The organism is Bacillus sp. B25(2016b) (assembly GCF_001679765.1).
Classification (GTDB): domain Bacteria; phylum Bacillota; class Bacilli; order Bacillales; family Bacillaceae_G; genus Bacillus_A; species Bacillus_A thuringiensis_K.
The window spans coordinates 4738745-4764503 of sequence record NZ_CP016285.1; the positions used below are offsets into that span (position 1 = coordinate 4738745).

Sequence of the window (25759 nt, forward strand, 5' to 3'; positions counted from 1 at the left end):
TACCCTCATTATACTGTTAGCATCATTTTTTTCCCAATGATTTGCTTATCTTATGTGTGCGTACGCTTAACAGCTTGCACATACTTTCGGACAGTCGCTACAGATACATTATATACATCTCCAAGCTCCGACTGTGTCATTTTATTTCCTTGTTCGCCGCGTACAATGTATTCAATCGCAGCTGACCAGCCGTACACATTTGTAAATATGTCTCCAGATGTATATAAACGTATGAACGTACAAAACCAAAAGTGTAAACACTCTTCAATTAATTCATCATCTTTTTTCGTATAATTGTATAATGCATCCGCGATTCGTACGCACTGCTCAAATTGTTGTAAATCAGCTGGAATACTCTTATGACTATTAAGTAAAAAGAAGTACTTTGCAAGTTGCGACACGATGGGAACACCGTTCTTCGCTTGCGTTATATCAAAAAAGAATCCAACCTTCTCCGGCGTTGACAATTCATTCATTAAATATAAAGCTAGCATTTGTTCTTCTAGCGTCGCACTTTGCTGAAATGATTTTCGTAATTCTTCAAATAACACGTTTTGTCCTTCATCTGCTAAATTCAGCGCATTCCACGGTTCTTTTCCCTTTTTATCAGGATGCAATTCCACGACATGTTGCCACATTTTTTCAGCTAGTTGTTGATCTTTCACCATATACGCAGAATATGCAAACCAATAATAAAAACTAACGTCTCCCTCGTATCCTTGACGCTTTAATAGTTTGAACCATTTATATGCATGCTCGAAATAACCAATTGTTGCAAGTGTAGTTCCCAGTTTCAAACGATGTTCAAATGAAATTGGATATACTGAAACTAGCTGTCCCGCTAACGCTTCTACTTGTTTATGCTCTCCAATTGAATATAGAAAAATAAGCGTATTACAAAGCGCATGTATATTACCAGGATTTTTCTCTAAAATCATTTCTGTTAACTTCAGTGCTTTGTCTACATTACCAGATTGAAAATGTGCAATGGCTAAATTATTATGCCCTGACCAAAACTCCGGATAATCCTTAGTAACAATTTCTAATGTAGCAATTGCTTCTTCCAATTGTCCATTACGAATATAACGATTCGCTTCTTCCTGCATAACAATTAAATCATCTTCATCTTCAATCTCTTCCGCACCCATTGCTTCTTCTTCCATAATCTCAAGAAGTTCTAATGTATCTTCTACGAATTCCTTCTCTTTTGCAACTTCTAAATAACGATCTGCATATTTCTTCGCCTGTTGAAATAACCCCATATATGCATAATTATTTGCAATAAAATAATAGCACTGTTCAAGTTCTGGATTAGATCTAACTAACTTTAAGAAGATTTGATTCGATTCTTGATATTCACCAGCCTCAGATAATACTGTTGCTAATTGACATAGAATAAACGGCTCCTTCTCACTTTGTGCCGCTCTTCGAAAATATTTAATTGCATCTTGCAATTTTTGTCCTTTGTAAGCTCTCATCCCTTTTTTATAAAAGAAGTCCGCTAATTGATTAAAAGAGATAACTTGTCCGTTCTCCTTATATATCCTTTGATTTTTCCCCATATATCCTCCAGTTTTTTGTTTTCTTCGTTCACACATTCTTCTATCTATAAGTATAAACGATTCCGTAAAAAACAAAACAGTATATTATACTCAATTATTTCCTTTTTATTCATAAAAAAAGAGGAGAAATGTTACATTTTCACCATGAACCTTCTCTTGCGGTCATTTGCTCTTTCGTATAAATAATACGCATTGGATTTCCACCTACGAAAGCACCGCTCGGTACATCTCTATGAACAAGTGTGCCAGCTGAGACAGTCGCACCGTCTCCAATTTTCACACCTGGTAATATTGTTACATTCGCTCCAATCATTACTTCATTTCCAATGACGATTTCGCCAAGTCGATATTCACGAATTAAATATTCATGTGCTAAAAGCGTTGTGTTATAGCCAATAATCGAATTCTCTCCCACAGTTATCTTTTCTGGGAACATAATGTCCGGCATAACCATAAGTGCAAATGATGTTTTCTTTCCTACTTTCATCCGTAAAAAAGTACGGTACAACCAATTCTTCACAGATAAAAATGGCGTGTAACGCGCAATTTGGATAATAATAAAGTTTTTCATTACCTTCCAAAAAGACACTGTTTTATACACATTCCATAACGAATTTTCTCCTGAAACAGGATAGCGCGTTGTCCGTCGCACTTAGCTCGCTCCTCTACTAACTTACTTGGACCTTTATGAACGGTTCATATTAGACAAAATCGGTAGCAAATCACTCATTTTATCTAGCATAAAGTCCGGCTTGTAAGCCTCTAAATACGCTCTACCTTTCAACGTCCATGAAACCGCAGCTGTTTTCGTCCCCGCATTTTGACCACCGACAATATCATGATGATTATCCCCAACCATCAATGCCTCTTCTGGTTTTGCATCTAATAATTCAAGCGCTTTTTGAAGTGGCTCCGGATGTGGTTTCACATGCTCTACATCATCAATTGTCACGACAACATCAAAAAATTCATCAAGCTTTGACAACTGTAATCCCATCTCAACGGTTTGTCTCGCTTTCGTTGTAACAATACCAACTTTATAACCTTGCTTCTTCAACTCTTGAACTGTTTCATATACAGTTTCATATTCTTCTACTAATTCATCATGATGATCATGGTTAAATTGACGATAGCTAGTAATCATCTCTTCAACCTTACTTTCATCAATCTTGCTGAAAGTATCATGTAAAGATGGACCGATAAATGGCAACACATCTTCACGCTTATATTGATTTGGATAATATGTATGTAAAGTATGTAAAAAAGAAGAAATAATAAGTTCGTTTGTATTAATTAAAGTTCCATCTAAATCAAATAACACTGTATTTATTCTCATCGCCTTAGTCCTTTCGCCTTCCTGAATATGAAAGAAGCAGCATCTTATAATAAGATGCTACTTGTCTCTAATTTTCTAAATATCTTTTATCAGCTTGCCCCATTTTTCGTCTCACAATAATGAAAATAATAGAAATAACAACAAGTCCAATTGACATTACTTGTGCAATACGAAGTGGTCCTAGCATTAAACTATCTGTACGTAAGCCTTCTACGAAGAAGCGTCCTACTGAATACCAAATTAAATATGTGAAGAATAATTCCCCGCGACGTAAATTCACTTTTCTTAATGCAAGTAGTAAAATTACACCTACAAAATTCCATAATGATTCATATAAAAACGTCGGATGATAGTACACACCCTCAATATACATTTGATTAATAATGAAATCTGGTAAATGAAGACCTTCTAAAAACTGTCTCGTTACTTCATCACCATGCGCCTCTTGGTTCATAAAGTTTCCCCATCGGCCAATTGCTTGTCCTAGTAAAATACTTGGAGCAGCAATATCTGCTAACTTCCAGAATGAAAGTCCGCGTCGTTTCGCAAAAAGAATCCCTGTAATAACAGCCCCGATTAAACCACCATGAATCGCCAAACCACCTTGACGAATATTAATAATTTGACTCGGATTTTGTGCGTAGTATTCCCATTCAAAAATAACATAGTACATTCTCGCAAAAAGAATAGCGATCGGTACCGCAATTAATACAAGGTCAACAAATGTATCTTTTGGAATACCTAGCCTTTCTCCCTCGCGAGTTGCCAGCCAAAGACCTAATAGCACACCTGTACCAATAATAATCCCGTACCAATATACAGGAAACGGCCCAAGTTGGATAGCTACACGGTCAAGCTGTGGTACAGAAGCTAACAGCATATGTATATGACCTCCCTCTCCAAAGTTTACTCCTGATTTCCTAACTCAATTGCACTCATTAATCGTTCAGAGAACTGCTGTGCTGCATTAACTCCCATACGTTTTAAACGGAAGTTCATCGCTGCTACTTCAATAATAACAGCCAAGTTTCGACCAGGACGAACTGGAAGTGTAATCTTCGTAAGTTCTGTATCAATAATTTTCATCTTCTCTTCATCAAGACCTAAGCGATCGTAATTTTTCTTTTGATCCCAAATTTCAAGATTAATAACAAGTGTAATACGCTTATAATTTCGTACTGCCCCTGCACCGAATAACGTCATAACGTTAATAATACCTAGACCACGAATTTCTAATAAATGCTCGATTAAATCTGGTGAGCTTCCTACTAATGTGTCTTCATCTTCTTGGCGAATTTCTACACTATCATCAGCAACAAGGCGGTGGCCACGCTTTACAAGCTCAAGAGCTGTCTCACTTTTACCAACACCACTTTGACCTGTAATTAAAACACCAACACCGTAAATATCTACTAATACACCATGAACAGCAGTTGTTGGTGCTAACTTACCTTCTAAATAATTGGTTAAACGACTTGATAATCTCGTCGTCGTTTGAGAAGAACGTAATAAAGGCATGCCTGATTCACGTGATGCTTGTAATAACTCATCTGGTACATCTTGATTACGAGTTATAATAATACATGGCGTCTCCTCAGTACAAAGCGCTTTCATTCTCTCTTGTTTTTGCTCTGTTGTTAACGTATCAAAGAACGTAAGCTCCGTTTTACCAAGAAGCTGCACACGATCTGCTGGATAGTATGTAAAAAATCCTGCCATTTCAATTCCAGGTCGTGATAAATCACTTGTATCAATCGGACGATGAATGCCTTCTTCACCACTGATTAACTCCAATTGAAATTGTTCAATTAAATCTTTTGTCCTTACTTTCGGCATATGTATAAACCTCCACTCCGCTGCGGGTTCAGTCTCGTTTGATGTGAAATTCCATTCTATCGGATATTGTACCATTTTTTTCTGGAAACAAGAAATACGGTTTCTAATAAATAGAAAAAAACATTTCATACGAATAATGAAATGTTTTTCTTTTTGTCACTTTCTCTTTTTTTCATATAGAGGTTCAACAATTGCCTTTTCAATTATCATATTAAAAATTGAAATACAAATTGCCGCAACAATCGCTACACCAAATCCTGATATATTAAAAGCATCTCCTAATAATGAATCTGCTATTTTTAACGTAATCGCATTAATAACAATTAAGAAGAACCCGAAAGTTACAACCGTAATTGGTAACGTAATTAAAATTAAAAACGGTTTTACGAACACATTTAAAACAGCCAAAATAATACTCGCAATAATTGCAGTTTGTATATTTGCTACGTAAAATGCATCTGGTGCAATCCCTTTTAAAAGTCCCGATACAGCGATTAACACAACGCTATTTACAAGAAGTGATACAATCCATCTCATTTCGTTACACATCCTTTTAACCATATATATTTCATCATACGCTAATAGATAATAAACGCAAGTATCATACAAATACTTATATCAACTTATTCTACTCTTCATGCTTGTATACCTACTAACACTTCCTCGCAAAATAAGGACCACACCACCTATTTTCATGAGTTTTTACAAAGGTCCAAGTGAAATCTTTATCTACAATATAGATATCGCCTTTATACGCATCGTCTGTCTCACACAATATATCATCCATATGTAACAAACTCGCATCCTTTATTAACAGTACTTCATCACAGTGTTGGTAGAAAACATAGCACTCCTTTTTCGCTTCATTATGAAACGCTCTCTCTGCTTCTGTTCCTTCTAAACACTTCTTTTTCTCATAACTAAATATGTGCCATAGATAACCACATGCATACCTATCTCCATAAAGAAAAATATCTTCTTTTTCTTCATCACTTAAATGATTTGCAAAGTGATCCTCCCAGCGCTTGCGAAAATATATACCCCAACTTTGAAATTCTCTTACCTTCATATTTTTCTTCCTTAACATCTCTAAAAACTCCATCTTCTCCCCCTATACAATAAAAAACCGAGCGTCATTTCCACTCGGTTTTCATCAATAAACTTATTGCGATAACTCTACTTCTTTTATTTTCTCTTTCATTCTTGCTTTATCACGATTTAAGATCTCTTTTAAATACTTACCTGTGTACGAGCGCTCTTCTTTCACTACTTGCTCTGGCGTTCCAGAAGCAACGATTTGTCCACCTTTATCTCCGCCCTCTGGTCCAAGATCAACGATATAATCAGCTGTTTTAATTACATCTAGATTATGTTCAATTACAAGTACAGTTTCACCGCTCTCAACAAGACGTTGCAGCACTTCTAAAAGACGTGCAATATCATGCGCATGCAAACCAGTCGTTGGCTCATCTAAAATGTATAACGTACGACCTGTAGAACGACGGTGTAATTCAGAAGCTAATTTCACACGCTGTGCTTCCCCACCAGATAATGTTGTTGCTGGTTGACCTAATTTCATATAACCAAGCCCAACATCTACAAGCGTTTGAAGTTTACGCTTAATTTTAGGAATATTGGCGAAGAATTCTACTCCATCTTCAATTGTCATCCCTAACACTTCAGAAATATTCTTATCTTTATATTTCACTTCTAACGTTTCACGATTATATCGTTTACCGTGACAAACTTCACACGGAACGTATACGTCTGGTAAGAAGTGCATTTCAATTTTAATAATTCCATCACCACGGCACGCTTCACAACGGCCACCTTTTACGTTAAAACTGAAACGTCCTTTTTGATATCCGCGCACTTTCGCTTCATTCGTTTGTGCAAACACATCACGAATATCATCGAATACACCTGTGTACGTCGCTGGATTAGAACGTGGTGTACGACCAATTGGCGATTGATCAATATCAATTACTTTATCTAAATGTTCAAGACCTCTAATCTCTTTATGAGTACCTGGCTTCGCTTTCGCTTTATATAGCTTTTGCGCTAACGATTTATATAGTACTTCATTAATCATCGTACTTTTACCAGAACCAGATACCCCTGTTACCGCTACAAACGTACCGAGTGGAAATGACATCTTCGCATTCTTTAAGTTATTCTCTTTTGCGCCGACAATCTCCACTTTACGTCCGTCACCTTTACGTCTTTCAAGTGGAACCGGAATAAACTCTTTACCGCTTAAATACTTCCCTGTTAATGAATTCTCATCTTGCATCACTTCAGCTGGTGTACCTGCTGATACGACTTGTCCACCGTGAATACCTGCCCCAGGCCCGATATCAAGTAAATAGTCAGCTGCCATCATCGTATCTTCATCATGCTCAACAACAATTAACGTATTACCTAAATCACGCATTTCTTGCAATGTACGAATAAGACGATCGTTATCACGCTGGTGTAAACCGATAGAAGGCTCATCAAGAATGTAAAGCACGCCAGTAAGACGAGAACCAATTTGCGTCGCTAAACGAATACGCTGCGCCTCACCACCTGATAATGTTCCGGCGGCACGACTTAACGTTAAATAATCTAAACCGACGTTTACTAAGAACCCAACGCGCTCCTGAATTTCTCTTAAAATTAAATGAGCAATTTTTTGTTGTTTCTCCGTTAACTCCACATTTGAGAAGAATTCCTGTACTTCTTGAACAGAATATTTCGTTACATCAGCAATCGTTTTCCCACCAACGAAAACAGCTAAACTCTCAGGTTTTAAACGTCCACCTTTACACTTCGGACAAGCTTGTTCTGCCATATACTTTTCCATTTGCTCACGAATGTAATCAGAACTCGTTTCGCGATAACGACGTTCAATATTTGGAATAACACCTTCAAATAAAATCTCATTTTCCTTTACTTGACCAAATTCATTTACATAGCGGAAATAAACTTTCTCTTCACCGCTTCCGTACAACACTTTATCAAATAAATCTTTCGGTATATCTTTCACAGGCACATCCATATCAACGCCGTAGTGATTACATACAGATTGTAAAAGTTGTGGATAGTATTGTGAACTTGTCGGTTCCCAAGGCGCAATCGCATGTTCATTTAATGATAAATCCCAGTTCGGGATAACAAGCTCTAAATCGACCTCTAGCTTTGAACCAAGTCCATCACAACAAGGACATGCTCCGAACGGACTGTTGAATGAGAACATACGCGGCTCTAATTCTCCGATTGAAAAACCACAATGCGGACAAGCATGATGTTCACTAAATAGAAGTTCCTCTTCTCCCATTACATCAATTAACACTCGGCCTCCGCCAAGCTTTAATGCACTTTCAAGTGAATCAGCAAGACGGCTTGCGATTCCTTCTTTTACAACAATACGGTCAATTACAACTTCAATGGAATGCTTTTTATTTTTATCTAACATAATCTCTTCAGATACATCAAGCATTTCACCATCAACACGTACACGAACATATCCTTGCTTCTTAATATCTTCAAGTACTTTCACATGTGCACCTTTACGCCCAGACACGATAGGAGCTAACACTTGTAATTTCGTACGTTCAGGATATTCAAGAACACGGTCTACCATCTGCTCTACTGTTTGTGATGTAATTTCAATCCCATGATTTGGACAAATTGGCGTACCAATTCGCGCAAATAATAAACGTAAATAATCATAAATCTCCGTTACCGTTCCGACAGTTGAACGTGGATTACGACTCGTTGTTTTTTGATCGATTGAAATCGCTGGTGACAATCCTTCAATCGTGTCCACATCCGGCTTATCCATTTGTCCTAAAAACTGGCGCGCATACGCAGATAATGACTCTACGTATCTGCGCTGCCCTTCTGCATAAATCGTATCAAATGCTAATGATGATTTCCCCGAACCAGACAATCCCGTTACAACGACAAGCTGATTTCTCGGAATGGTTACATCAATATTTTTTAAGTTATGTGCTCTAGCACCTTTTACAACGATAAAATCCTTGCTCTTACTCACTTTTTTCACCCTTCCGCTTTTAATTCTAATAGTAAATCTCTTAGTTCAGCTGCACGCTCGAAGTCTAACGCTTTTGCTGCTTCTTTCATCTCTGCTTCCATCTTCGCAATTGTCTTTTCGCGCTCTTTTTTCGTCATCTTCTTAGCTGGCGTTGCTTCATACGTTTCCGTTTCTTCAGCAGCTGTCGTTGCACGGATAACATCACGAACGCCTTTTTGAATCGTTTTCGGCGTAATACCATGCTCTTCATTGTAAGCTTCTTGTATACTACGACGACGCTTCGTTTCTTCAATCGCAATTCCCATAGATTTCGTTATACGATCTGCATACATAATAACGCGGCCGTTTTCATTACGTGCGGCACGACCGATTGTTTGAATTAATGAACGCTCTGAACGTAAGAACCCTTCCTTATCAGCATCTAAAATAGCGACAAGTGATACTTCTGGAATATCTAATCCTTCTCGTAATAAGTTAATACCGACAAGTACATCAAACTTACCAAGGCGAAGATCACGAATAATTTCAATACGTTCTAACGTTTTAATTTCAGAGTGAAGATAGTTCACTTTAATTCCTACATCTTTTAAGTAATCCGTTAAATCCTCTGACATCTTCTTCGTTAAAGTCGTAATTAATACACGCTCATTTTTTGCAATACGATCTTGAATTTCTCCTAATAAATCATCAATTTGACCTTCAATTGGTCGTATATCAATTGGTGGATCTAAAAGCCCTGTTGGACGAATAATTTGCTCTATTACTTCTGGCGACTGCTCTAACTCGTACGGTCCTGGCGTTGCTGAAACATAAATAACTTGATTTGTTTTCTCTTCAAACTCATCAAACATAAGCGGTCTATTATCTAAAGCCGATGGCAGACGGAATCCATGATCCACAAGCACTTGCTTACGTGCTTGGTCACCGTTATACATCGCTCTTACTTGCGGTACTGATACGTGCGACTCATCCATGACGATTAAGAAATCTTCAGGGAAATAATCTAATAACGTATACGGTGTTGCCCCTGCTGGTCGAAGCGTTAAATGGCGGGAATAGTTTTCAATGCCTGAACAAAAGCCCATCTCACGCATCATTTCTAAATCATAACGTGTACGCTGTTCTATACGCTGCGCTTCTAACAACTTACCATTATCATTTAATTCCTTTAAACGCTCTTCTAATTCTTTTTCGATATTTTCAATAGCGACCTTCATTTTCTCTTCACGTGTAACGAAGTGAGATGCTGGGAAGATTGCTACATGATCACGTTCTGCTAATACTTCACCTGTTAACGCATTTACTTCACGAATACGATCGATTTCATCACCGAAAAACTCAATTCGAATACAATGCTCATCAAGTGATGCTGGGAAGATTTCAACTACATCTCCGCGCACACGGAATGTACCACGCTTGAAATCAATATCATTACGTCCATACTGTACATCAACAAGTTCACGAAGCAATTGATTGCGGTCTTTTTCCATACCAACTCGAAGCGAAACAACTAACTCGCGGTATTCTTCTGGAGAACCTAAGCCATATATACACGAAACACTCGCAACGATAATTACATCGTCCCGTTCAAATAATGCAGACGTTGCCGAGTGACGCAATTTATCAATTTCATCATTAATCTGCGCATCCTTTTCAATAAACGTATCTGTTTGTGGTACATACGCTTCTGGCTGGTAATAATCGTAGTAACTAACAAAATATTCAACTGCATTATTCGGGAAAAAGTCTTTCAACTCACTATATAACTGCCCTGCTAACGTTTTATTATGAGCCATAACAAGTGTTGGCTTTTGCACTTCTTTAATGACATTTGAAATCGTAAATGTCTTACCCGTTCCTGTCGCTCCAAGCAACACTTGCTTTTTCTTTCCACTATTAATTCCCTCTACAAGCTTCTCTATAGCTACCGGCTGATCACCTTGCGGGGAATACGCTGAGACAATTTCAAATTGACGTTCCAAGAAAATCCGACCTCCTCATAAAAATCTGTATTATTATTTTACCACGAATACCTATAAAAAACCTAAAAAAACGAACAGATATTCGGTAAAATTTTCGACAATATACACGTAGAAAAAGGAAGGAGTAAATACTTCCTTCCTCTACTAATTCTATTTTTTAGGTACATATACTAAGTCATATCCATTGCGCCCATTTTCATTCACACAGTCTATTAACCTATAAGCCGTTTGCGATTCACACTGCTCTTTAACAATCCTTTTACAGCTATCTTTATATAACCTCTTATCCTCACCAGCAAATTTGTCTTGTCTACTATCTAACACATAATGTATATCTTTCCCACTATGCTCTAATGTTTGAAAAACCGGGTCATCTTCTTCGGTATACTGTACAATTCTTATTTCATCAACTTTCCCTTGTTCCACATTCCAAACGAACTGCTCGAATTTATCTAGATTGGAAATCCTGGTTCCCTTTACAATGACATCATTCTTCTTGTTAATTGTAGTGTTAGATGGTGAACATGCTACTAAACTAAAGAGAAATAGATATATATAAATGGTTCTTTTTCCTATTTTTATCCTCTCCTATAAAAATTATTTGTATACCCAAAAGCTACTTTCAACTATGAAAGTAGCTTTTCTTTTCCTTTCTCCTTCTTCGGAAAAATAACATATGAAAATGAAATTGCTGTATCAATTAAAAATACAATCGCCCACACTTGGCTGACGCGACTTGCAGCTTTATTTAAAACGATTCCCGATTCTAACCAATTACCCCATTTTTCAAATGGAATAAATCCATACGCGAAGTAAAAGAATATGTGCACACCAACGAATAAAACAAGATGTAATACCCAATTTTTTATTTCCTGCTTCGCATAAGCCATACCTGTTAATTCTACGTGCTCTTCCATAATTGGCGCTGGTTCATTCCGCCATTTCGCAACTAGCTTTTGCGCAAATATATCAAGCTTCTTCAAATCCTTTTTCCCGTAGAAAACTGCATACAATAAAATAATTACAGTAATGATCTGAAAGTTAGAGAACTTTCCTGTTTGATAATAGTCCACTACTCCTAAGGATAAAATGAACACTTCATTTACGAGTAGTACAATCCCCATAATAAAGCTTGCCTTCTTCAAACGGAATCCGTAACGGAGTAAAAAGAAACCGATAGCCGATAACCAAAATACAATCTCTGCCCCAATTAAAAAATACCAACGATATTCTGCGAGTATACTCATTTACCCTTCTCCTTTTCATCATATATACGAAAAGCTTCATCCATATATAATAAAAATTCTTCTTCAATTGGATACATGCTCATTTTCTGTGAATCTTCCTTCGATTTTCTAACTTCCCATAACTTATCTAAAAATGCTTCATCACCATTGGCCATTTCTAAACACTTCTGCATTAATCTCTTCGTTGCCCTTTGTACCTCATCACTCGCGACTTCTTTGCCGTATTTCATAAAAGTGCGTAATTGCTTTAATACATCTACCCACTCTAAAACATTCGGATCTTGTTCACTCATATTTGGCAAATTATGAAGCAATTTTTGTTCTTCCTTTGAAAACACTTCATTTTGAAATATTTCACGTATACGAGAAGACTGTTTTGAAAGCTGAATCAGTTCAAACATAACTTTCCAATCAAGTTCTCCCTCTACATCTACCGAATAAACAACAGCTTGTAAAACACGCTCCATTCGATTAAACTTCTTTTGTTCTTCCTGTACAAATCGAAGTTGTTTTTCAAGCAAATCCTTTAAATTAAGCTCACCTTTTACTAACATATTCGCAGACTCTTTTAATGAAAATCCCATTTCCTTTAAAAATAAAATTTGTTGCAAACGAATAATGTCATTTTCACTATATAACCGATGCCCGCCTTCTGTTTTCCCGCTCGGCTTTAATAAATCTATTTGATCATAATAACGTAATGTACGTACTGTTACCCCTGTTTCTTTCGTCAATTGTTGTATTGAAATCACTACCATCACCTCTTCCCCTTCATTATAAAAGATGACGTTACGTCACTTTCAAGCCTTTTGTAAAAAAATACAAAAAGCTGTTTATACTCTTCGTATAAACAGCTTTTACGGAAATAATCCTTTTTGTACAGCGCGCCCACAAAATAAAATAAGTGCTCCAACAACAACACTCGTTGCCGTTTTATGATAATGGGCTAATAATAATAAATAATACGATAAACCTACAGTACCAATCATAATACACATACTCGGCACTGGATTACGAGAAAAGTTTTGCATTCCCCAAAGAAGCGCAAATATAGCTGTAGCGACACATAACACCGGTAATCCCATCCCAGTTCCCCTTTTTCTATCTATTATTCCTTGTTGCCAACACGCTCGTTGATGCCGTACTAATTAAACTAATTAATAAACCAAAACCAATCCTTATATATTTAAACGTTTAATTTAATTGAAATCTCTCAAGCTTGTCAGTTATTTTCTTTCTCCTTACTCCAGCGTAAAGATTTCCTCCACCTTCACTCCAAAATATTTGGCGATTTTTAAGGATAGCTCTAGACTCGGGTTGTAATGATGATTTTCAATCGCCACGATCGTCTGCCGCGTCACCTGCATCGCCTTTGCCATTTCAACTTGTGTTATATGATTTTGCTTTCTTAATTCTTTTATTTTATTTTTCACACCCATAGAATCCACCTTCAAAAGTAAAGATATCTTTACTTGAATTATAAATATTTTCCAGTTTTAAGTAAAGATATCTTTATAAATTTTAGAAAAATATTTCACTGAACATCTACTCTAACGAAGTACAAGAGTAATTCAATTTATATCAGCGATTTCCCAAATATATCAGCGCAACTCCATTTATATCGGCGATTTTTCAAATATATCGACTTACCGACAAATATCGACATCCGTAGCGCTACTATAATCATAAGAAAAAGCTGTCCCCAAATACCTTCAGGAACAGCTTTCTCCTCTACTACATAAATCCTAACGCATATACAAGAACGTATCCAAGAACCGATAAGCAAATCGAGCCAATCAGCCCTGCCACGAATGCTTTACTTCCTAATTTACGGAATGTTTTAAACTCTACATTTAAACCGAGCCCTGCCATCGCCATTGCGATTAGCATATAAGCAATGACAACAATATATCCCGCAACTACTTCTGGAATAATCCCGAGCGAATGCACTGCACTCATTGCTAAAAACCCGAAGATGAACCACGGAATTGGAAGGTCGCGCCACGATCTTTTTTCCTTGCTTCCCTCGCTCTTACCAAACCATAATCCGATTAAAATCGCTACTGGTACAAGCATTGCAACGCGCGTTAGTTTCACGATAACTGCGATGTCTACAGCCGGGCTTCCTCCTGGCGCCGCAGCTGCGATGACATGAGCGATTTCGTGAAGCGTCGCACCTGAGAATACACCGTAACCGTACGGAGATAAACCAAGCACTGGATATAATAACGTATAAATAAGCGTAAATATAGTACCTAAAATTGCGATGATTGCTGCTCCAACTGCCGTTTCGTCATCTTTTGCTTTCACTTGCGGTGCAATTGCCACGACCGCGGCTGCGCCGCAAATTGCCGTACCGCATGCAGTTAAAATTCCAAGTTTCTTTTCTACTTTAAATACTTTCGTTAATCCGTATACAACAAAAATAGTAAATGTAATAACAACCGCCGCGATGACCAATACTTTCGGTCCCGCCTTCGCAATATCAACAAGATTTAATCGCATTCCAAGTAAGATGATTCCAAAGCGCAGCAACTTCTTACTCGCAAAGTTCGTTCCTGCAATCGCATCGTGAGGAACTCCAATTGCAGCGCGCCAAATCATCCCAATTAGAATAGCAATTACTAATTGTCCCATAATATTTAAAAATGGAAGCTCTGCTAAATATTTCGCGGCAATTGCGATTAATAATGTAATCCCAATTCCTTGCGAAAATCCAAAGCCCTTCTTCTTTTGTATAACAAGTATTTGTTCCACCTTGTACCACCCCAATAATCGTATTGGAACATGCATGTTCTTTCTACTTACATTATAAGAGAGTTTCTATAATAAGTTTAATATCAATACCAAATCTCTATCATCATAAATACTTATGATAAGATGATAGAAAAAGAAAGGAGCAGATTATATGAACGTAGACATTTTAAAAATTTTTGTTACTGTCGTTGAACAGAAACACTTCTCCCGTGCAGCAGAATTATTAAACCTTTCACAGCCTGGCGTAAGTATGCATATACGCAACTTAGAAAACGAATTTGGCACTACGCTTATTCAACGCTCCCCGAAACACGTCCAAGTTACGGAAGCAGGAAACATATTATATATACATGCAAAGCAAATGCTCTCTCTTTACGAAGATGCTAAACAAGAAATTAACGAACTACATAACGTTGTAACAGGAACACTTCGCATTGGTGCTAGTTTTACAATTGGTGAATACTTACTTCCAAAAATATTGGCTAACTATGCGAATGAAAACCCACACGTCGAAGTTCATACTTTCATCTCAAATACAGAAGACGTTTTGCAGAGCCTTCGTTCTAATCAAATTGATATCGGCTTAGTGGAAGGGCAAGTCGTATACGCTGACGTTGACGTTGAAACATTTATGCAAGATGAAATGAAGCTCGTCGTCCCGCCAAATCATCCATTGCTCCGCACAAATGAAATAAATGAAAGCACACTCCAAGATCAAGTATGGGTATTAAGAGAAAGTGGTTCTGGTACACGCGCTTATAGTGATCGCTTTATTCATCAACACCATTTAAAAATGAAACGATTCTTTACATTCAGTAGTATCCAAAGCGTAAAGGAAGCTGTTAGTGCCGGGCTTGGCATCGCTATACTTTCTGATTGGACTGTACGGAAAGAGCTACTAGCAAAAGAACTATTCCACGTCGAAGTTCCAAATGAACAACTCATCCGTCCATTCTCCATCGTACGCGGCAAATATTTCATTCCATCTAAAGCCATTCAAGTGTTCTTAAATCATGTAGATTCTTTTGCGAAAAAACAGAGTTGACCTTCACATTAGTGTGAAGGTTTACAATACATGTAAAAGGAGTGAAACACATTGCGAATTGGAGAATTATCAAAAGAAACTGGCGTTAGCGAAAGATCAATAAGACATTACGAAGAAAAGGGACTACTCCCTTCTAAGCGCCTCGCAAATGGCTACCGTGATTTTAATGAAAGTGCCATCGAAAAAGTGGAGCTGATTCAAATGTACTTACAAATCGGCTTAAATTTAGAAGAGACGGCAAGGATGCTGCGTTGCCTTGCAATTGAACCGCACCTGTACGACAATCCGTGTAGCAGTATCCTTACGCTTTATGAAGATAAACTCAATGAAGTAACAAAGCAAATCACATTGCTTTCCAACATCCAAACGAATTTGCAAAAACACGTTTCACTCCTAAAACAAGCAAAAGAAAAGGGATGATTACATGTTTGTTATACATGGCAGTTCAAGACAAAACGGAAATACAGAAGCTTTAACACATATGATGATAGAGGGCATTGAAACAGAACAAATTTACTTGCGTGATCATACCGTCTATCCTATTACAGACCAACGTCATGATGCAGAAGGATTCCAACCTGTAAATGATGACTATGAGCAGTTAACGAAACGCATGCTAGAGCACGACACAATTATCTTTGCTACACCATTATATTGGTACGGAATGAGTGGACATATGAAAAACTTCGTTGATCGCTGGTCACAAAGCTTGCGCGATACATCTCTTCATTTCAAAGAAAAAATGAAAGGCAAAAAAATGTATGTTGTCATCGTTGGCGGGGACAATCCAAAGCTAAAAGCATTACCGCTTATTGCTCAATTCCAATATATCTTTGATTTTGTTGGTTCTTCATTTGAAGGTTATGTTATTGGGGATGCGAATGGACTAAATAAAATTAAAAACGATGCTGAGGCGCTGGCAAAAGCACAATTGTATAATAATAAATTCAAAAATAGCGAACAGAAATAAGTTTGACAAACCCTTTTGTATGCGCATACAATAAAAGTAATATTATGAAAGGAAGGTACTTTGACCAATGAAGTTCTAATTCTCTTATTTATTTCATCCATCACAAATAGTGAACAAAAATGATGAAAACTAGCAGGGGATTAGTCTGTCCATTTGTCGATACTTTCTTTCGAAACGATCATGTAAAAAATCGTTTATTTATGTACGATTTTTTACATACAAGGGCGACGTTTATCCTCTCTAGTGAAACTAGGGAGGTTTTTTTATGACTATTTTATTCGCAAGTAATATTGAAAAGAGCTTTGGTGATCGCACAATCTTTACATTACCATCACTGGAAATTCAAGCACAGGATCGCATAGGAATTGTCGGAGTCAACGGAGCTGGTAAATCTACGTTATTACAAATATTAAGTAAAGAAATAGAAGCTGACAGAGGCATAGTAACTCATCATAGTTCTATCGCCATCATTCCTCAGCTTAGCGAAGAACTACCGGAAACCGCTTCTTCTCTCGCAAAAGGAAAATGGAGTATTTCAAACGTTACCGACGCAATGAGCGGCGGTGAACGAATGCGGCTAAAGATTGCTCATGCTCTCGAACAAAATGCAGGCATTTTATTCGCTGATGAACCAACAAGCCACTTAGATATGGTCGGTACAGAGCAATTAGAAAAGGCACTTTCATCTTATAAAGGGGCACTTGTTTTAATATCGCATGATCGTGAATTTCTAGATAATATATGTACCAAAATTATTGAAATTGAAGACGGTATTATTCAAGAGTACAAAGGGAATTATTCAAACTATCGAAAACAAAAAGAACGTGAACGAATACAAAAACAAGCAGAATATGAGCAATATATACAAGAAAAAAATCGTTTAGAACAATCCATTCTACAAAGAAAACAACGTGCTTCTAACATGACAAAAATCCCAACACGGTTCAGTTCATCTGAATCTAGACTTTATAGGTTAAGTGGGGCTCATGGCCAAGAACAAGTTAGCAAAGCAGCGAAAGCATTAGAGACACGTCTCGAAAAACTAGAAAAGAAGGAAAAACCAAAGGATCTTTCTCAAGCTCAATTTGACGTACAATACCATACACCCATTCATAGTAAGGTGGCAGTACAATTCAATAAAGCAACAAAGAAAATAGGCGACCGCACACTATTTAAAAATATGAATGGAACTATTGCCCCTGGTGCAAAGCTTGCCGTTTTAGGGGCAAATGGAAGCGGCAAAACCACTTTGTTCAACATGCTTCTCACAAACGAGCGTGGCATGCAGTTATCGAAAAGTTGTAAAATTGGATACTTTGAACAAACATTATCTATTTTAAAAACAGATAAAACAATTTTAGAAAATGTTCTAGAAGAAACAAACTATACGGAAGCATTCGTTCGCACAATACTTGCGCGGCTTCTATTCCGCCGTGAGGATGTTCATAAACCTGTGCACATTCTAAGCGGGGGTGAACGAATGAAGGTTGCACTCGCAAAAGTATTTTTAGGAAACTATAATATGCTTCTGCTCGATGAACCGACAAACCATTTAGACTTAGCAACGCAAGAAGAATTAGAAACCATGTTACAGGAGTATCCTGGCACTATACTTTTTATTAGCCATGACCGTGCCTTTATTCGCTCTGTTGCAGACCATATTCTCCAAGTAGATGAGAGTGAACCAAGAATCTTCCACGGTAATTACGAGCAATACACAAAAAGAACCAGCGGAGATTCTGTAAATGTTACTGAACAAGAATTGTTACGATTACAAACAAAATTAACAGAAGTCATCGGCCGGATTTCCATTCCAAATCATCACGATGACATCACATCTCTCGAACAAGAATATGCAAAATTATTAACTCAAATTCAAAAATGTAAAGAAGCACTCTAATGTCTTCCCTATATATCGACGGGACCTTCCGCATTTCCCAAGAAATATTGAAACTTCGACATATAAAGTAAAAAGCCGTGCATCAGCACAGCTTTTTACTTTTATATACGGACAGCAGTCCCGCTCACAGCAACCATTAGCATTCCTTCGCGAACTACTTCGTAATCCACGTCTATACCAACAATTGCATTCGCATTTTTTTGTCTTGCGAAAGTTTTCATTTCTTCCATTGCGATGTCGCGTGCTTCTTTTAATTTACTTTCATAAGCGCCCGCACGACCGCCGACAACGTCACGAACAGAGGCGAAAAGGTCACGAACAATATTCGCGCCCATAATCGCTTCTCCATTGACGATATCGATATACTCAATAATTTCTTTTCCTTGAATTGTAGACGTTGTTGTTACAATCATACTTTATAGCCTCCCATATGAGATTTTTACCTACTTATGGTGCACTAATTCAGTACAAATTATATTTACGAACTAAACTGAGCTTCGTATAACCTACTATATCCTCCGCCTTGCTCAATTAATTCATTATGTGAACCTTGTTCTGCAATACCATCTTTATTTACAACGACGATGCGATCTGCATTTTTAATCGTTGCAAGTCTGTGAGCGATAACTAATGTTGTACGACCAACAGATAGCTCCGCAAGCGATTTTTGAATTGCAAGTTCTGTCTCAGTATCTAATGCAGAAGTTGCTTCATCCAATATTAAAATTGGAGGGTTTTTCAAGAACATACGAGCAATAGCTAGACGCTGCTTCTGTCCACCTGAAAGTTTCACGCCGCGCTCACCGATAACAGTATCTAAACCGTCCGGCTGTGAGTAAATTAAATCTTCTAACTGCGCACGTTTTACTGCCTGCCAAATTTCAGCTTCTGATGCTTTTAAATTTCCGTAAGCAATATTTTCACGAATTGTTCCTGAGAATAAGAACACGTCTTGCTGCACAATTCCAATTTGCTTACGAAGTGAAGATAACGTCATATCTTTCGTATCAATACCATCAATTTGAATCGATCCAGATGATTGCTCATAAAAACGTGGTAATAGGCTACATAACGTCGTTTTCCCAGCTCCTGATGGTCCAACGAACGCCACTGTTTCACCTGCATGTATTTTCAAACTAATGTCATTTAAAATCGGTTCTTTGTTTTCATATCCGAACGTAATGTTGTTATATTGAATATCACCATGTACATGTTTAACTTCCATTGCATCTTTAGAGTCTACAATGTCAGGCTCTGTTTCAAGAAGCTCTACATATCTTTTAAAACCAGCAATCCCTTTCGGATAGCTTTCGATTACCGCGTTAATTTTTTCAATTGGACGGAAGAAAATATTCGTTAATAGAACGAATCCGATAAATCCGCCGTACGTTAATTCTCCTTGCAAAACAAACCATGTACCGCATATTAAGACGAAAAGCGTTACAAGACGCATAAGCATATAACTAATCGATGAATTTAACGCCATAATTTTATACGCCATTAATTTCGTTGTACGGAAACGAGCGTTGTTCACAGCAAATTGCTCTTTCTCAAACTTTTCATTTCCGAATGCTTGTACAACACGAATTCCCCCAACATTGTTCTCAATGCATGCATTAAAATCAGCAACGTCTGAGAATAAACGTCTAAATGTACCTGTCATTTTTTTATTGAAGTAAAGTGCTAACCATAATAGGAATGGAATGACGAAGAACGTTAATAACGCTAACTTCCAGTTGATCATCATCATAAATGAGAATGCCCCAACTAAAGTCATTACGGCGATAAATAAATCTTCTGGTCCATGGTGAGCAATTTCCCCAATTTCCATTAAATCGTTTGTAAGGCGTGAAATTAAATGACCTGTTTTATTATTGTCAAAAAATCTAAATGATAGCTTTTGAATATGATCAAATAATTTCTGCCTCATATCTGTTTCAATGTTAACACCAAGCATATGTCCCCAATATGTAACGACATATTGTAAGCCTGCATTTAACATATAAACTGCGAGTAAACCGAAACAGGCCCATAAAATAAGCGTCCAGTTTTGCCCTGGCAATAACTTATCAATAAATTGATTTACGATAAGCGGGAAGCCAAGTTCTAATAATCCTGCGACAACCGCACAAGAAAAGTCGAGTATAAATAAACCTTTATATGGTTTATAGTACGAGAAAAATTTACGCAGCATATCTTACCTCCATTTTCCAAAATTAAAAAGACTCACTAAATGATAACCATTATCAAATAATTATTCAAGTTATCCGTCTATGAAACTGAAAATAAGCTTTCCGACAGTTGTCTTTTTTTGCCGGAAAGTCAATATATTCGAATAATCGCCGATATATTTCAAGTTGCACTGATATATTCGGATAATCGCCGATATAAATTTCATTTACTAACTATCCTCCCCCCAAAAAACAAAAAAAAGGTACCACCACAAGGTGATACCATTCCTTCTATTACATCGCTTCTGAATCCCACTCGTGCTCCTGCTCAACGAATACAATACCTAATTCATGATGTCCACCAGCATATAATGCAGTTTGTGCAAGACGAAGCTCACCATTTGTATCTAATACTTCTAATTTACAAAACGCCCCTGTCGTCTTCGTTTGAAGCGCATCATAAAATTCCTCAGCGCTTTTTGGAATGACTCCATTTACTTTCGTAATAATTTCTCCAGGAAGTAATTTCAGCTCTGCTCCAATTGTATTTGGAATTGTATCTAATACAACGAGCCCATCATTGCGTGCAGCAAAATATGCTGGTCTTGTTTCATCGGCAATTTTTTCTTGCATCGAAATTGTGAAACGCCCAAGCATAGCGACTCCCATCGCGATAATTGCAAGTACGTGCCACCAGTAGCTTGCGATTCCTAAAACGAGCACAAGTCCCGCTAACCCATAAACACGTCTTCCTGTAAATAATAAAGCTTCCGTCGGCTCATAACTTTTAATCTTTCTCATAAATCCAATTAAAAATGGAACGAGGAATAGAGAATATGTATTTGACCCTATTGAAACGATAGGCCACCATGAAATAAACTGCGTTACCGCATCACCCGGTACAAGAATAAAAATAGGAACGATCCATAAACGCTTTGATTCGTGTAAACCAATCTTTAATCCACGCTTCCCCTTCCTAATCTTCGGCGTCGAATATCCTACTGCGTTTTTAGAAATCAATAAGCCTTCTACAATAAGCATCACGCCTAGTAAAATAACAAGGGATACAATGGTACTCTCTTCACCTTCTCGAAGCTGTAAAAAGGAAACTGGTAGCTTAGAAGATAATAGAACACATACAATCGCAATGCTAAATGTATAAGCTGCCGATAAATATCGATACATAGCCGTTAATCCAAATAGTAACGTCCAAATTAAAATGGCCCATAAGCTTGCTTTAGAAACAACAAGTCCAAGCCCAATCGTAACAATAGACACTACTAATCCATATCCAATCCCTGCAAATAGAGAGGTTCGCAGTTCAAACCAAATATCATAAACTTTAAAAGAAAAATCTTTTCGTTCTCTTAACATACGTAAGTATCCAACGAAGATACTACTTATTACAAATATATAGACAGCAGGGTGTAAGAAAAAACGTCCAACTGCCCGCATTATTTCAAAAATCCACGCCTCCATGAACTCATTCACCACCATTTATATCATTCTTTCTTTTTATATTATCATAACTAAACAAACGTTTGTTTAACACAAAAAAATACAGGCAGCAAACTGCCTGTATTTCTTCTTATTTTGCCATTAATTTTAATGCTGACTGTAATTGTAGATCATTTTCTCCAGAACGGATTTTTTCGATAATTTTAGTTTGAATCGCTTCAGCTGTCTTTTTATCAAGCTGTCCTGTCGCTTCCATCTCATTTGCATTTTGGAATGCTTTCAGAGCCGATTCTGTCTCTTTACTAAAGTATCCATCTTCACGACCTGGTACATACCCTAAGCTCTTAAGCATTTCTTGAGCATGTTTTACTTGTACATCATTTGAATTGTATGAAAGTGTTTTTTCAATTTGAATTGGTGTCGCATGATAATAATTTGGTTGCTTCACTTCTACTGTTGGCGCGATTCCTTTTTTATGAATCCAGTTCCCATCCGGTGTTAACCATTTAAACATCGTTAATTTAATGTTGCTGCCGTCTTTAAATGGAACAGCTTGCTGGACAGTACCTTTACCAAATGTCTTTTCACCAATTAAATCGTATCCTTCTCCTTCTTTTAGCGCACCCGCTAAAATCTCTGAAGCAGAAGCACTTCCATTATCAATTAATACTGAAATTGGATATGGTTTTCTCTCTTTCAGTTCTGTAGAGAATTTCTTCTTCTCACCATTTCGCTGCTCTACTTGTAGCATCGGCTTTTTATTCGTCATAATTTCTCCTAGTATATCTTCTACACTATTTAAATAACCACCAGGATTACCACGCACGTCAATAACTAAGCCTTTTATATTTTTCTTCTCTAACTCTTTTAACTGATCCTTAAATTCTTTCGCTGTATTTTCAGCAAAAGAAGTGATTTGCATATAACCGATATCTTTTCCACTCTCTTGCTTCACAGAACTAAATACTGTAAAGATTGGAATCTTTTCACGCTTAATTTTAAATACGATCGGATCAGTTACTCCCGCACGTTTAATTTCAATTGCGACAGTCGTTCCCTTTTTACCACGAATTTTTAATACTGCTTCTTCACGTGATAAGTCTTTCACACTGTTTCCATCTACAGATAAAATTTGGTCATTCGGTTTAATTCCTATCTTTTCTGCTGGTGAACCTTTAATTGGCGATACGATAATAAGCTTACCGTCCGTCTTGTTCACCTCAGCCCCAATCCCCTCTAATTCGGGATCAAGCGATTCACTAAACTGTTTGGCTGTTTCTTTATCCATATACGTGGAATAAGGGTCCTTCAGCGTAGACAACATACCTTGTATTGCACCTTCAACTAACTTTTCATCTTTCACGTCTTCCACATAACGTGAATCAATTAGTGCATACGCCTCATTAATTTTTGCCAAATTCCCTTGCGCAGTGCTAGCATTCCCACTCGAAATTGTTTGCGTTACTTCTGATGGGTTAACCCCAAATACAGACATGCCTGCAAACATTCCGCCAGCACCAATTAAAAATGCAACAACCATTCCAATAATTGCAACTCTACGTTTCAATGCGGAATTCCCCTTTCCAAAACACACAGGTGGTGTAGCAAAAGGCATCACACAGTGTGTGATGCCTTTACCTATTTCTACTATATGATAAGCTTGTACGAATTATGTTTGCAACTTTTTATACTTTTAAGAAGCGACGAATTGACATTACACTTCCCCACATACCGATTAAAGCACCGATTAACACTAGTAAACCAGCTAATTGGAATACGAACGGACTGTATGGTAGAAGCTCGAAAATTGTTCCGCCAAGTTTTTCATTAAACACACCTTGCAACGAATTATACGTAATTAGAATTAGGCCAATTGGAATAATTGATCCTAATACTCCTAAGAATAATCCCTCTAGCAAGAATGGCCAACGAATAAACCAGTTTGTTGCACCAACAAGTTTCATAATTTCAATTTCTGTACTACGAGCATAAATTGTAATTTTAATTGTATTAGAGATTAAGAACATCGCTGTGAATAAAAGACCAGCAATTAACGCAATCCCAATGTTACGACCAGTTTTTACAGTATCAAATAATCGTTCAACTTGCCCTTTTCCGTACTGAACATTACTAACAAACTGCATTTTTTCAACCTTCTTCGCGATTGTCGCTGTATCGGTTGGTTCTTTTGCTTTTACAACGAATACGTTTTTAAGTGGGTTATCTTGTTCAAATAACTCAAACGTTTTTCCACTATCACCTAAGCTTTTAATTAAACGTTTTAACTCTTCTTCTTTAGAAGAATATTTAATAGAATCTACTTTTGCAATCTTACTCATATCTTCTTCTAATTTCTTTTGATCCGCTTCTTTTGCAGCTGGATCAATGTGTACACGAATCTCTACATCTTGCTCTACTTTAGTCGCAAAATGGTTCATATTCATAATCGCTGTTAAAAAGACACCTACAAGTAATAATGTAACTGTTACTGCACTAACAGAAGCAAATGTCATCCATCCGTTACGTGATAGATTCTTTACACCTTCTCGCAAATGTCGACTAAGGGTCTTAGCCTTCATATCCGTATCCTCCCTCAATCTCATCTCGAACAATTTTTCCGCCTTCAATCGCGATTACACGATGACGGATTGTATTTACGATATCTGCATTATGCGTCGCCATAACGATCGTTGTGCCACGCTCATTAATGCGAGTAAAAATATTCATAATATCAAGAGCTGTTTCAATATCTAAGTTACCTGTTGGCTCATCGGCAATTACAACCTTTGGTCTATTTACAATTGCTCTTGCAATAGCCACACGTTGTTGCTCCCCGCCCGAAAGCTCACTTGGAAGTGCGTCTGCACGATCTTCAAGGCCTACAAGACCTAACACTTCTGTTACACGCTCACGAATTGCATCTGGTTCTTCTTCAATTACTTCTAAAGCAAACGAAACATTCTCATATACCGTTAATTTAGGTAGCAATTTGAAATCTTGGAAAATTACGCCTAATTGGCGACGGAAATACGGAACGTCTCTTTCTGCCAATGTTTCGATAGTAAGTCCATTTACATTAATAGATCCTGTAGATGGTTTCTCTTCACGATACATCATTTTAATAAATGTAGATTTCCCGGCTCCACTCGGTCCAACTACGTATACGAATTCACCTTGTTTAATGTTAACTGTAAGACCAGCAATGGCTTTCATACCATTCGGGTACTCCTTATAAACATTCGTCATTTTTATCATTATTTATCACCCAATACTTAATGATTTTTTTCGAAATACTTTTCTGTACATCTGAAAATAAAAGACATCCTTCATTTTCATTTAGTCATCCTTGTTGAAGGTAGTTTACTTATGCTTTCTCATAAGCAATACCACTCTATGTAATATATTTCAGCAAAATTCTACAAACCCCATTGTAACATCAAACGGTTTCCAATTTGG

The 25759-nt window shown here is 37.2% G+C and carries 25 protein-coding genes; 4 read left to right on the top strand and 21 right to left on the bottom strand.

The window, feature by feature from the left end; translation table 11 throughout:
- Positions 1 to 50 precede the first annotated feature (50 nt).
- From BAQ53_RS24365 to BAQ53_RS24435, 15 genes are all read right to left on the bottom strand, one after another.
- Complete coding sequence (locus BAQ53_RS24365; RefSeq protein ID WP_000517724.1) at positions 51 to 1562, bottom strand: tetratricopeptide repeat protein; 1512 nt, start codon at positions 1560 to 1562, stop codon at positions 51 to 53.
- A gap of 139 nt (positions 1563 to 1701) precedes the next feature.
- Complete coding sequence (locus BAQ53_RS24370; protein ID WP_001255070.1) at positions 1702 to 2214, bottom strand: acyltransferase; 513 nt, start codon at positions 2212 to 2214, stop codon at positions 1702 to 1704.
- 33 nt (positions 2215 to 2247) lie between these two features.
- A complete protein-coding gene (gene ppaX / locus BAQ53_RS24375; protein WP_033703200.1) occupies positions 2248 to 2898 on the bottom strand; it encodes a pyrophosphatase PpaX in 651 nt (216 codons plus the stop codon).
- A gap of 67 nt (positions 2899 to 2965) precedes the next feature.
- The gene (gene lgt, locus BAQ53_RS24380; RefSeq protein ID WP_000922847.1) at positions 2966 to 3778 is read right to left on the bottom strand and encodes a prolipoprotein diacylglyceryl transferase; all 813 of its coding nucleotides are present in this window, start codon (positions 3776 to 3778) and stop codon (positions 2966 to 2968) included.
- A gap of 26 nt (positions 3779 to 3804) precedes the next feature.
- The gene (gene hprK / locus BAQ53_RS24385) at positions 3805 to 4734 is read right to left on the bottom strand and encodes an HPr(Ser) kinase/phosphatase (RefSeq protein ID WP_001127251.1); all 930 of its coding nucleotides are present in this window, start codon (positions 4732 to 4734) and stop codon (positions 3805 to 3807) included.
- Positions 4735 to 4890: 156 nt separating this feature from the next.
- Positions 4891 to 5271 (bottom strand): phage holin family protein, encoded by a 381-nt coding sequence (locus BAQ53_RS24390; protein ID WP_001267308.1) that lies wholly within the window; start codon positions 5269 to 5271, stop codon positions 4891 to 4893.
- A gap of 115 nt (positions 5272 to 5386) precedes the next feature.
- On the bottom strand, positions 5387 to 5836 hold the full coding sequence (locus tag BAQ53_RS24395) for a DUF4275 family protein (RefSeq protein WP_000394732.1): 450 nt from the start codon (positions 5834 to 5836) through the stop codon (positions 5387 to 5389).
- Between the two features lie 60 nt (positions 5837 to 5896).
- Positions 5897 to 8773, bottom strand: coding sequence for an excinuclease ABC subunit UvrA (gene uvrA, locus BAQ53_RS24400; protein ID WP_208906322.1), 2877 nt, complete (start codon positions 8771 to 8773; stop codon positions 5897 to 5899).
- Between the two features lie 5 nt (positions 8774 to 8778).
- A complete protein-coding gene (gene uvrB / locus BAQ53_RS24405; RefSeq protein WP_061884745.1) occupies positions 8779 to 10755 on the bottom strand; it encodes an excinuclease ABC subunit B in 1977 nt (658 codons plus the stop codon).
- A gap of 150 nt (positions 10756 to 10905) precedes the next feature.
- Positions 10906 to 11337 carry a DUF4362 domain-containing protein gene (locus tag BAQ53_RS24410; protein ID WP_033690032.1) on the bottom strand — a complete coding sequence of 144 codons (432 nt, stop codon included), beginning with the start codon at positions 11335 to 11337 and terminating at the stop codon, positions 10906 to 10908.
- A 44-nt stretch (positions 11338 to 11381) separates the two neighbouring features.
- Positions 11382 to 12002, bottom strand: a complete 621-nt coding sequence (locus BAQ53_RS24415; RefSeq protein ID WP_000025199.1) for a hypothetical protein — start codon at positions 12000 to 12002, stop codon at positions 11382 to 11384.
- The gene (locus tag BAQ53_RS24420; protein WP_208906323.1) at positions 11999 to 12760 is read right to left on the bottom strand and encodes a MerR family transcriptional regulator; all 762 of its coding nucleotides are present in this window, start codon (positions 12758 to 12760) and stop codon (positions 11999 to 12001) included. The genes BAQ53_RS24415 and BAQ53_RS24420 overlap by 4 nt, the downstream gene beginning before the upstream one ends.
- Before the next feature lie 99 nt (positions 12761 to 12859).
- A complete protein-coding gene (locus BAQ53_RS24425; RefSeq protein ID WP_000524136.1) occupies positions 12860 to 13087 on the bottom strand; it encodes a hypothetical protein in 228 nt (75 codons plus the stop codon).
- A gap of 156 nt (positions 13088 to 13243) precedes the next feature.
- Positions 13244 to 13441: a helix-turn-helix transcriptional regulator gene (locus tag BAQ53_RS24430; RefSeq protein ID WP_000538364.1), complete on the bottom strand. Its 198-nt coding sequence runs from the start codon at positions 13439 to 13441 to the stop codon at positions 13244 to 13246.
- A gap of 295 nt (positions 13442 to 13736) precedes the next feature.
- Positions 13737 to 14759 (bottom strand): YeiH family protein, encoded by a 1023-nt coding sequence (locus BAQ53_RS24435; RefSeq protein ID WP_208906324.1) that lies wholly within the window; start codon positions 14757 to 14759, stop codon positions 13737 to 13739.
- Between the two features lie 151 nt (positions 14760 to 14910).
- Between BAQ53_RS24435 and BAQ53_RS24440 the strand changes: the two genes are divergently transcribed.
- The 4 genes from BAQ53_RS24440 to abc-f all read left to right on the top strand — a co-directional run bounded on the left by BAQ53_RS24440 (position 14911) and on the right by abc-f (position 18674).
- Positions 14911 to 15804, top strand: a complete 894-nt coding sequence (locus BAQ53_RS24440; protein ID WP_001099987.1) for a LysR family transcriptional regulator — start codon at positions 14911 to 14913, stop codon at positions 15802 to 15804.
- Positions 15805 to 15855: 51 nt separating this feature from the next.
- Positions 15856 to 16224, top strand: a complete 369-nt coding sequence (locus tag BAQ53_RS24445) for a MerR family transcriptional regulator (protein ID WP_001219187.1) — start codon at positions 15856 to 15858, stop codon at positions 16222 to 16224.
- Between the two features lie 4 nt (positions 16225 to 16228).
- Positions 16229 to 16774, top strand: coding sequence for a flavodoxin family protein (locus BAQ53_RS24450; protein ID WP_089148674.1), 546 nt, complete (start codon positions 16229 to 16231; stop codon positions 16772 to 16774).
- A 265-nt stretch (positions 16775 to 17039) separates the two neighbouring features.
- Complete coding sequence (gene abc-f / locus BAQ53_RS24455) at positions 17040 to 18674, top strand: ribosomal protection-like ABC-F family protein (protein ID WP_208906325.1); 1635 nt, start codon at positions 17040 to 17042, stop codon at positions 18672 to 18674.
- A gap of 101 nt (positions 18675 to 18775) precedes the next feature.
- On the opposite strand, the gene BAQ53_RS24460 is transcribed toward abc-f, so the two are convergent.
- From BAQ53_RS24460 to ftsE, 6 genes are all read right to left on the bottom strand, one after another.
- The gene (locus BAQ53_RS24460; protein ID WP_000637523.1) at positions 18776 to 19087 is read right to left on the bottom strand and encodes a heavy metal-binding domain-containing protein; all 312 of its coding nucleotides are present in this window, start codon (positions 19085 to 19087) and stop codon (positions 18776 to 18778) included.
- A 65-nt stretch (positions 19088 to 19152) separates the two neighbouring features.
- Complete coding sequence (locus BAQ53_RS24465) at positions 19153 to 20868, bottom strand: ABC transporter ATP-binding protein (protein ID WP_000944620.1); 1716 nt, start codon at positions 20866 to 20868, stop codon at positions 19153 to 19155.
- A gap of 271 nt (positions 20869 to 21139) precedes the next feature.
- Positions 21140 to 22324: a PDZ domain-containing protein gene (locus tag BAQ53_RS24470; protein WP_000388611.1), complete on the bottom strand. Its 1185-nt coding sequence runs from the start codon at positions 22322 to 22324 to the stop codon at positions 21140 to 21142.
- A 109-nt stretch (positions 22325 to 22433) separates the two neighbouring features.
- Positions 22434 to 23870: a S41 family peptidase gene (locus BAQ53_RS24475; RefSeq protein WP_000830313.1), complete on the bottom strand. Its 1437-nt coding sequence runs from the start codon at positions 23868 to 23870 to the stop codon at positions 22434 to 22436.
- Between the two features lie 118 nt (positions 23871 to 23988).
- Entirely contained in the window at positions 23989 to 24882 is an 894-nt protein-coding gene (ftsX, locus tag BAQ53_RS24480) for a permease-like cell division protein FtsX (protein WP_000645027.1), read from the bottom strand.
- Positions 24872 to 25558, bottom strand: a complete 687-nt coding sequence (gene ftsE, locus BAQ53_RS24485; protein WP_000594321.1) for a cell division ATP-binding protein FtsE — start codon at positions 25556 to 25558, stop codon at positions 24872 to 24874. The genes ftsX and ftsE overlap by 11 nt, the downstream gene beginning before the upstream one ends.
- Positions 25559 to 25759 lie beyond the last annotated feature (201 nt).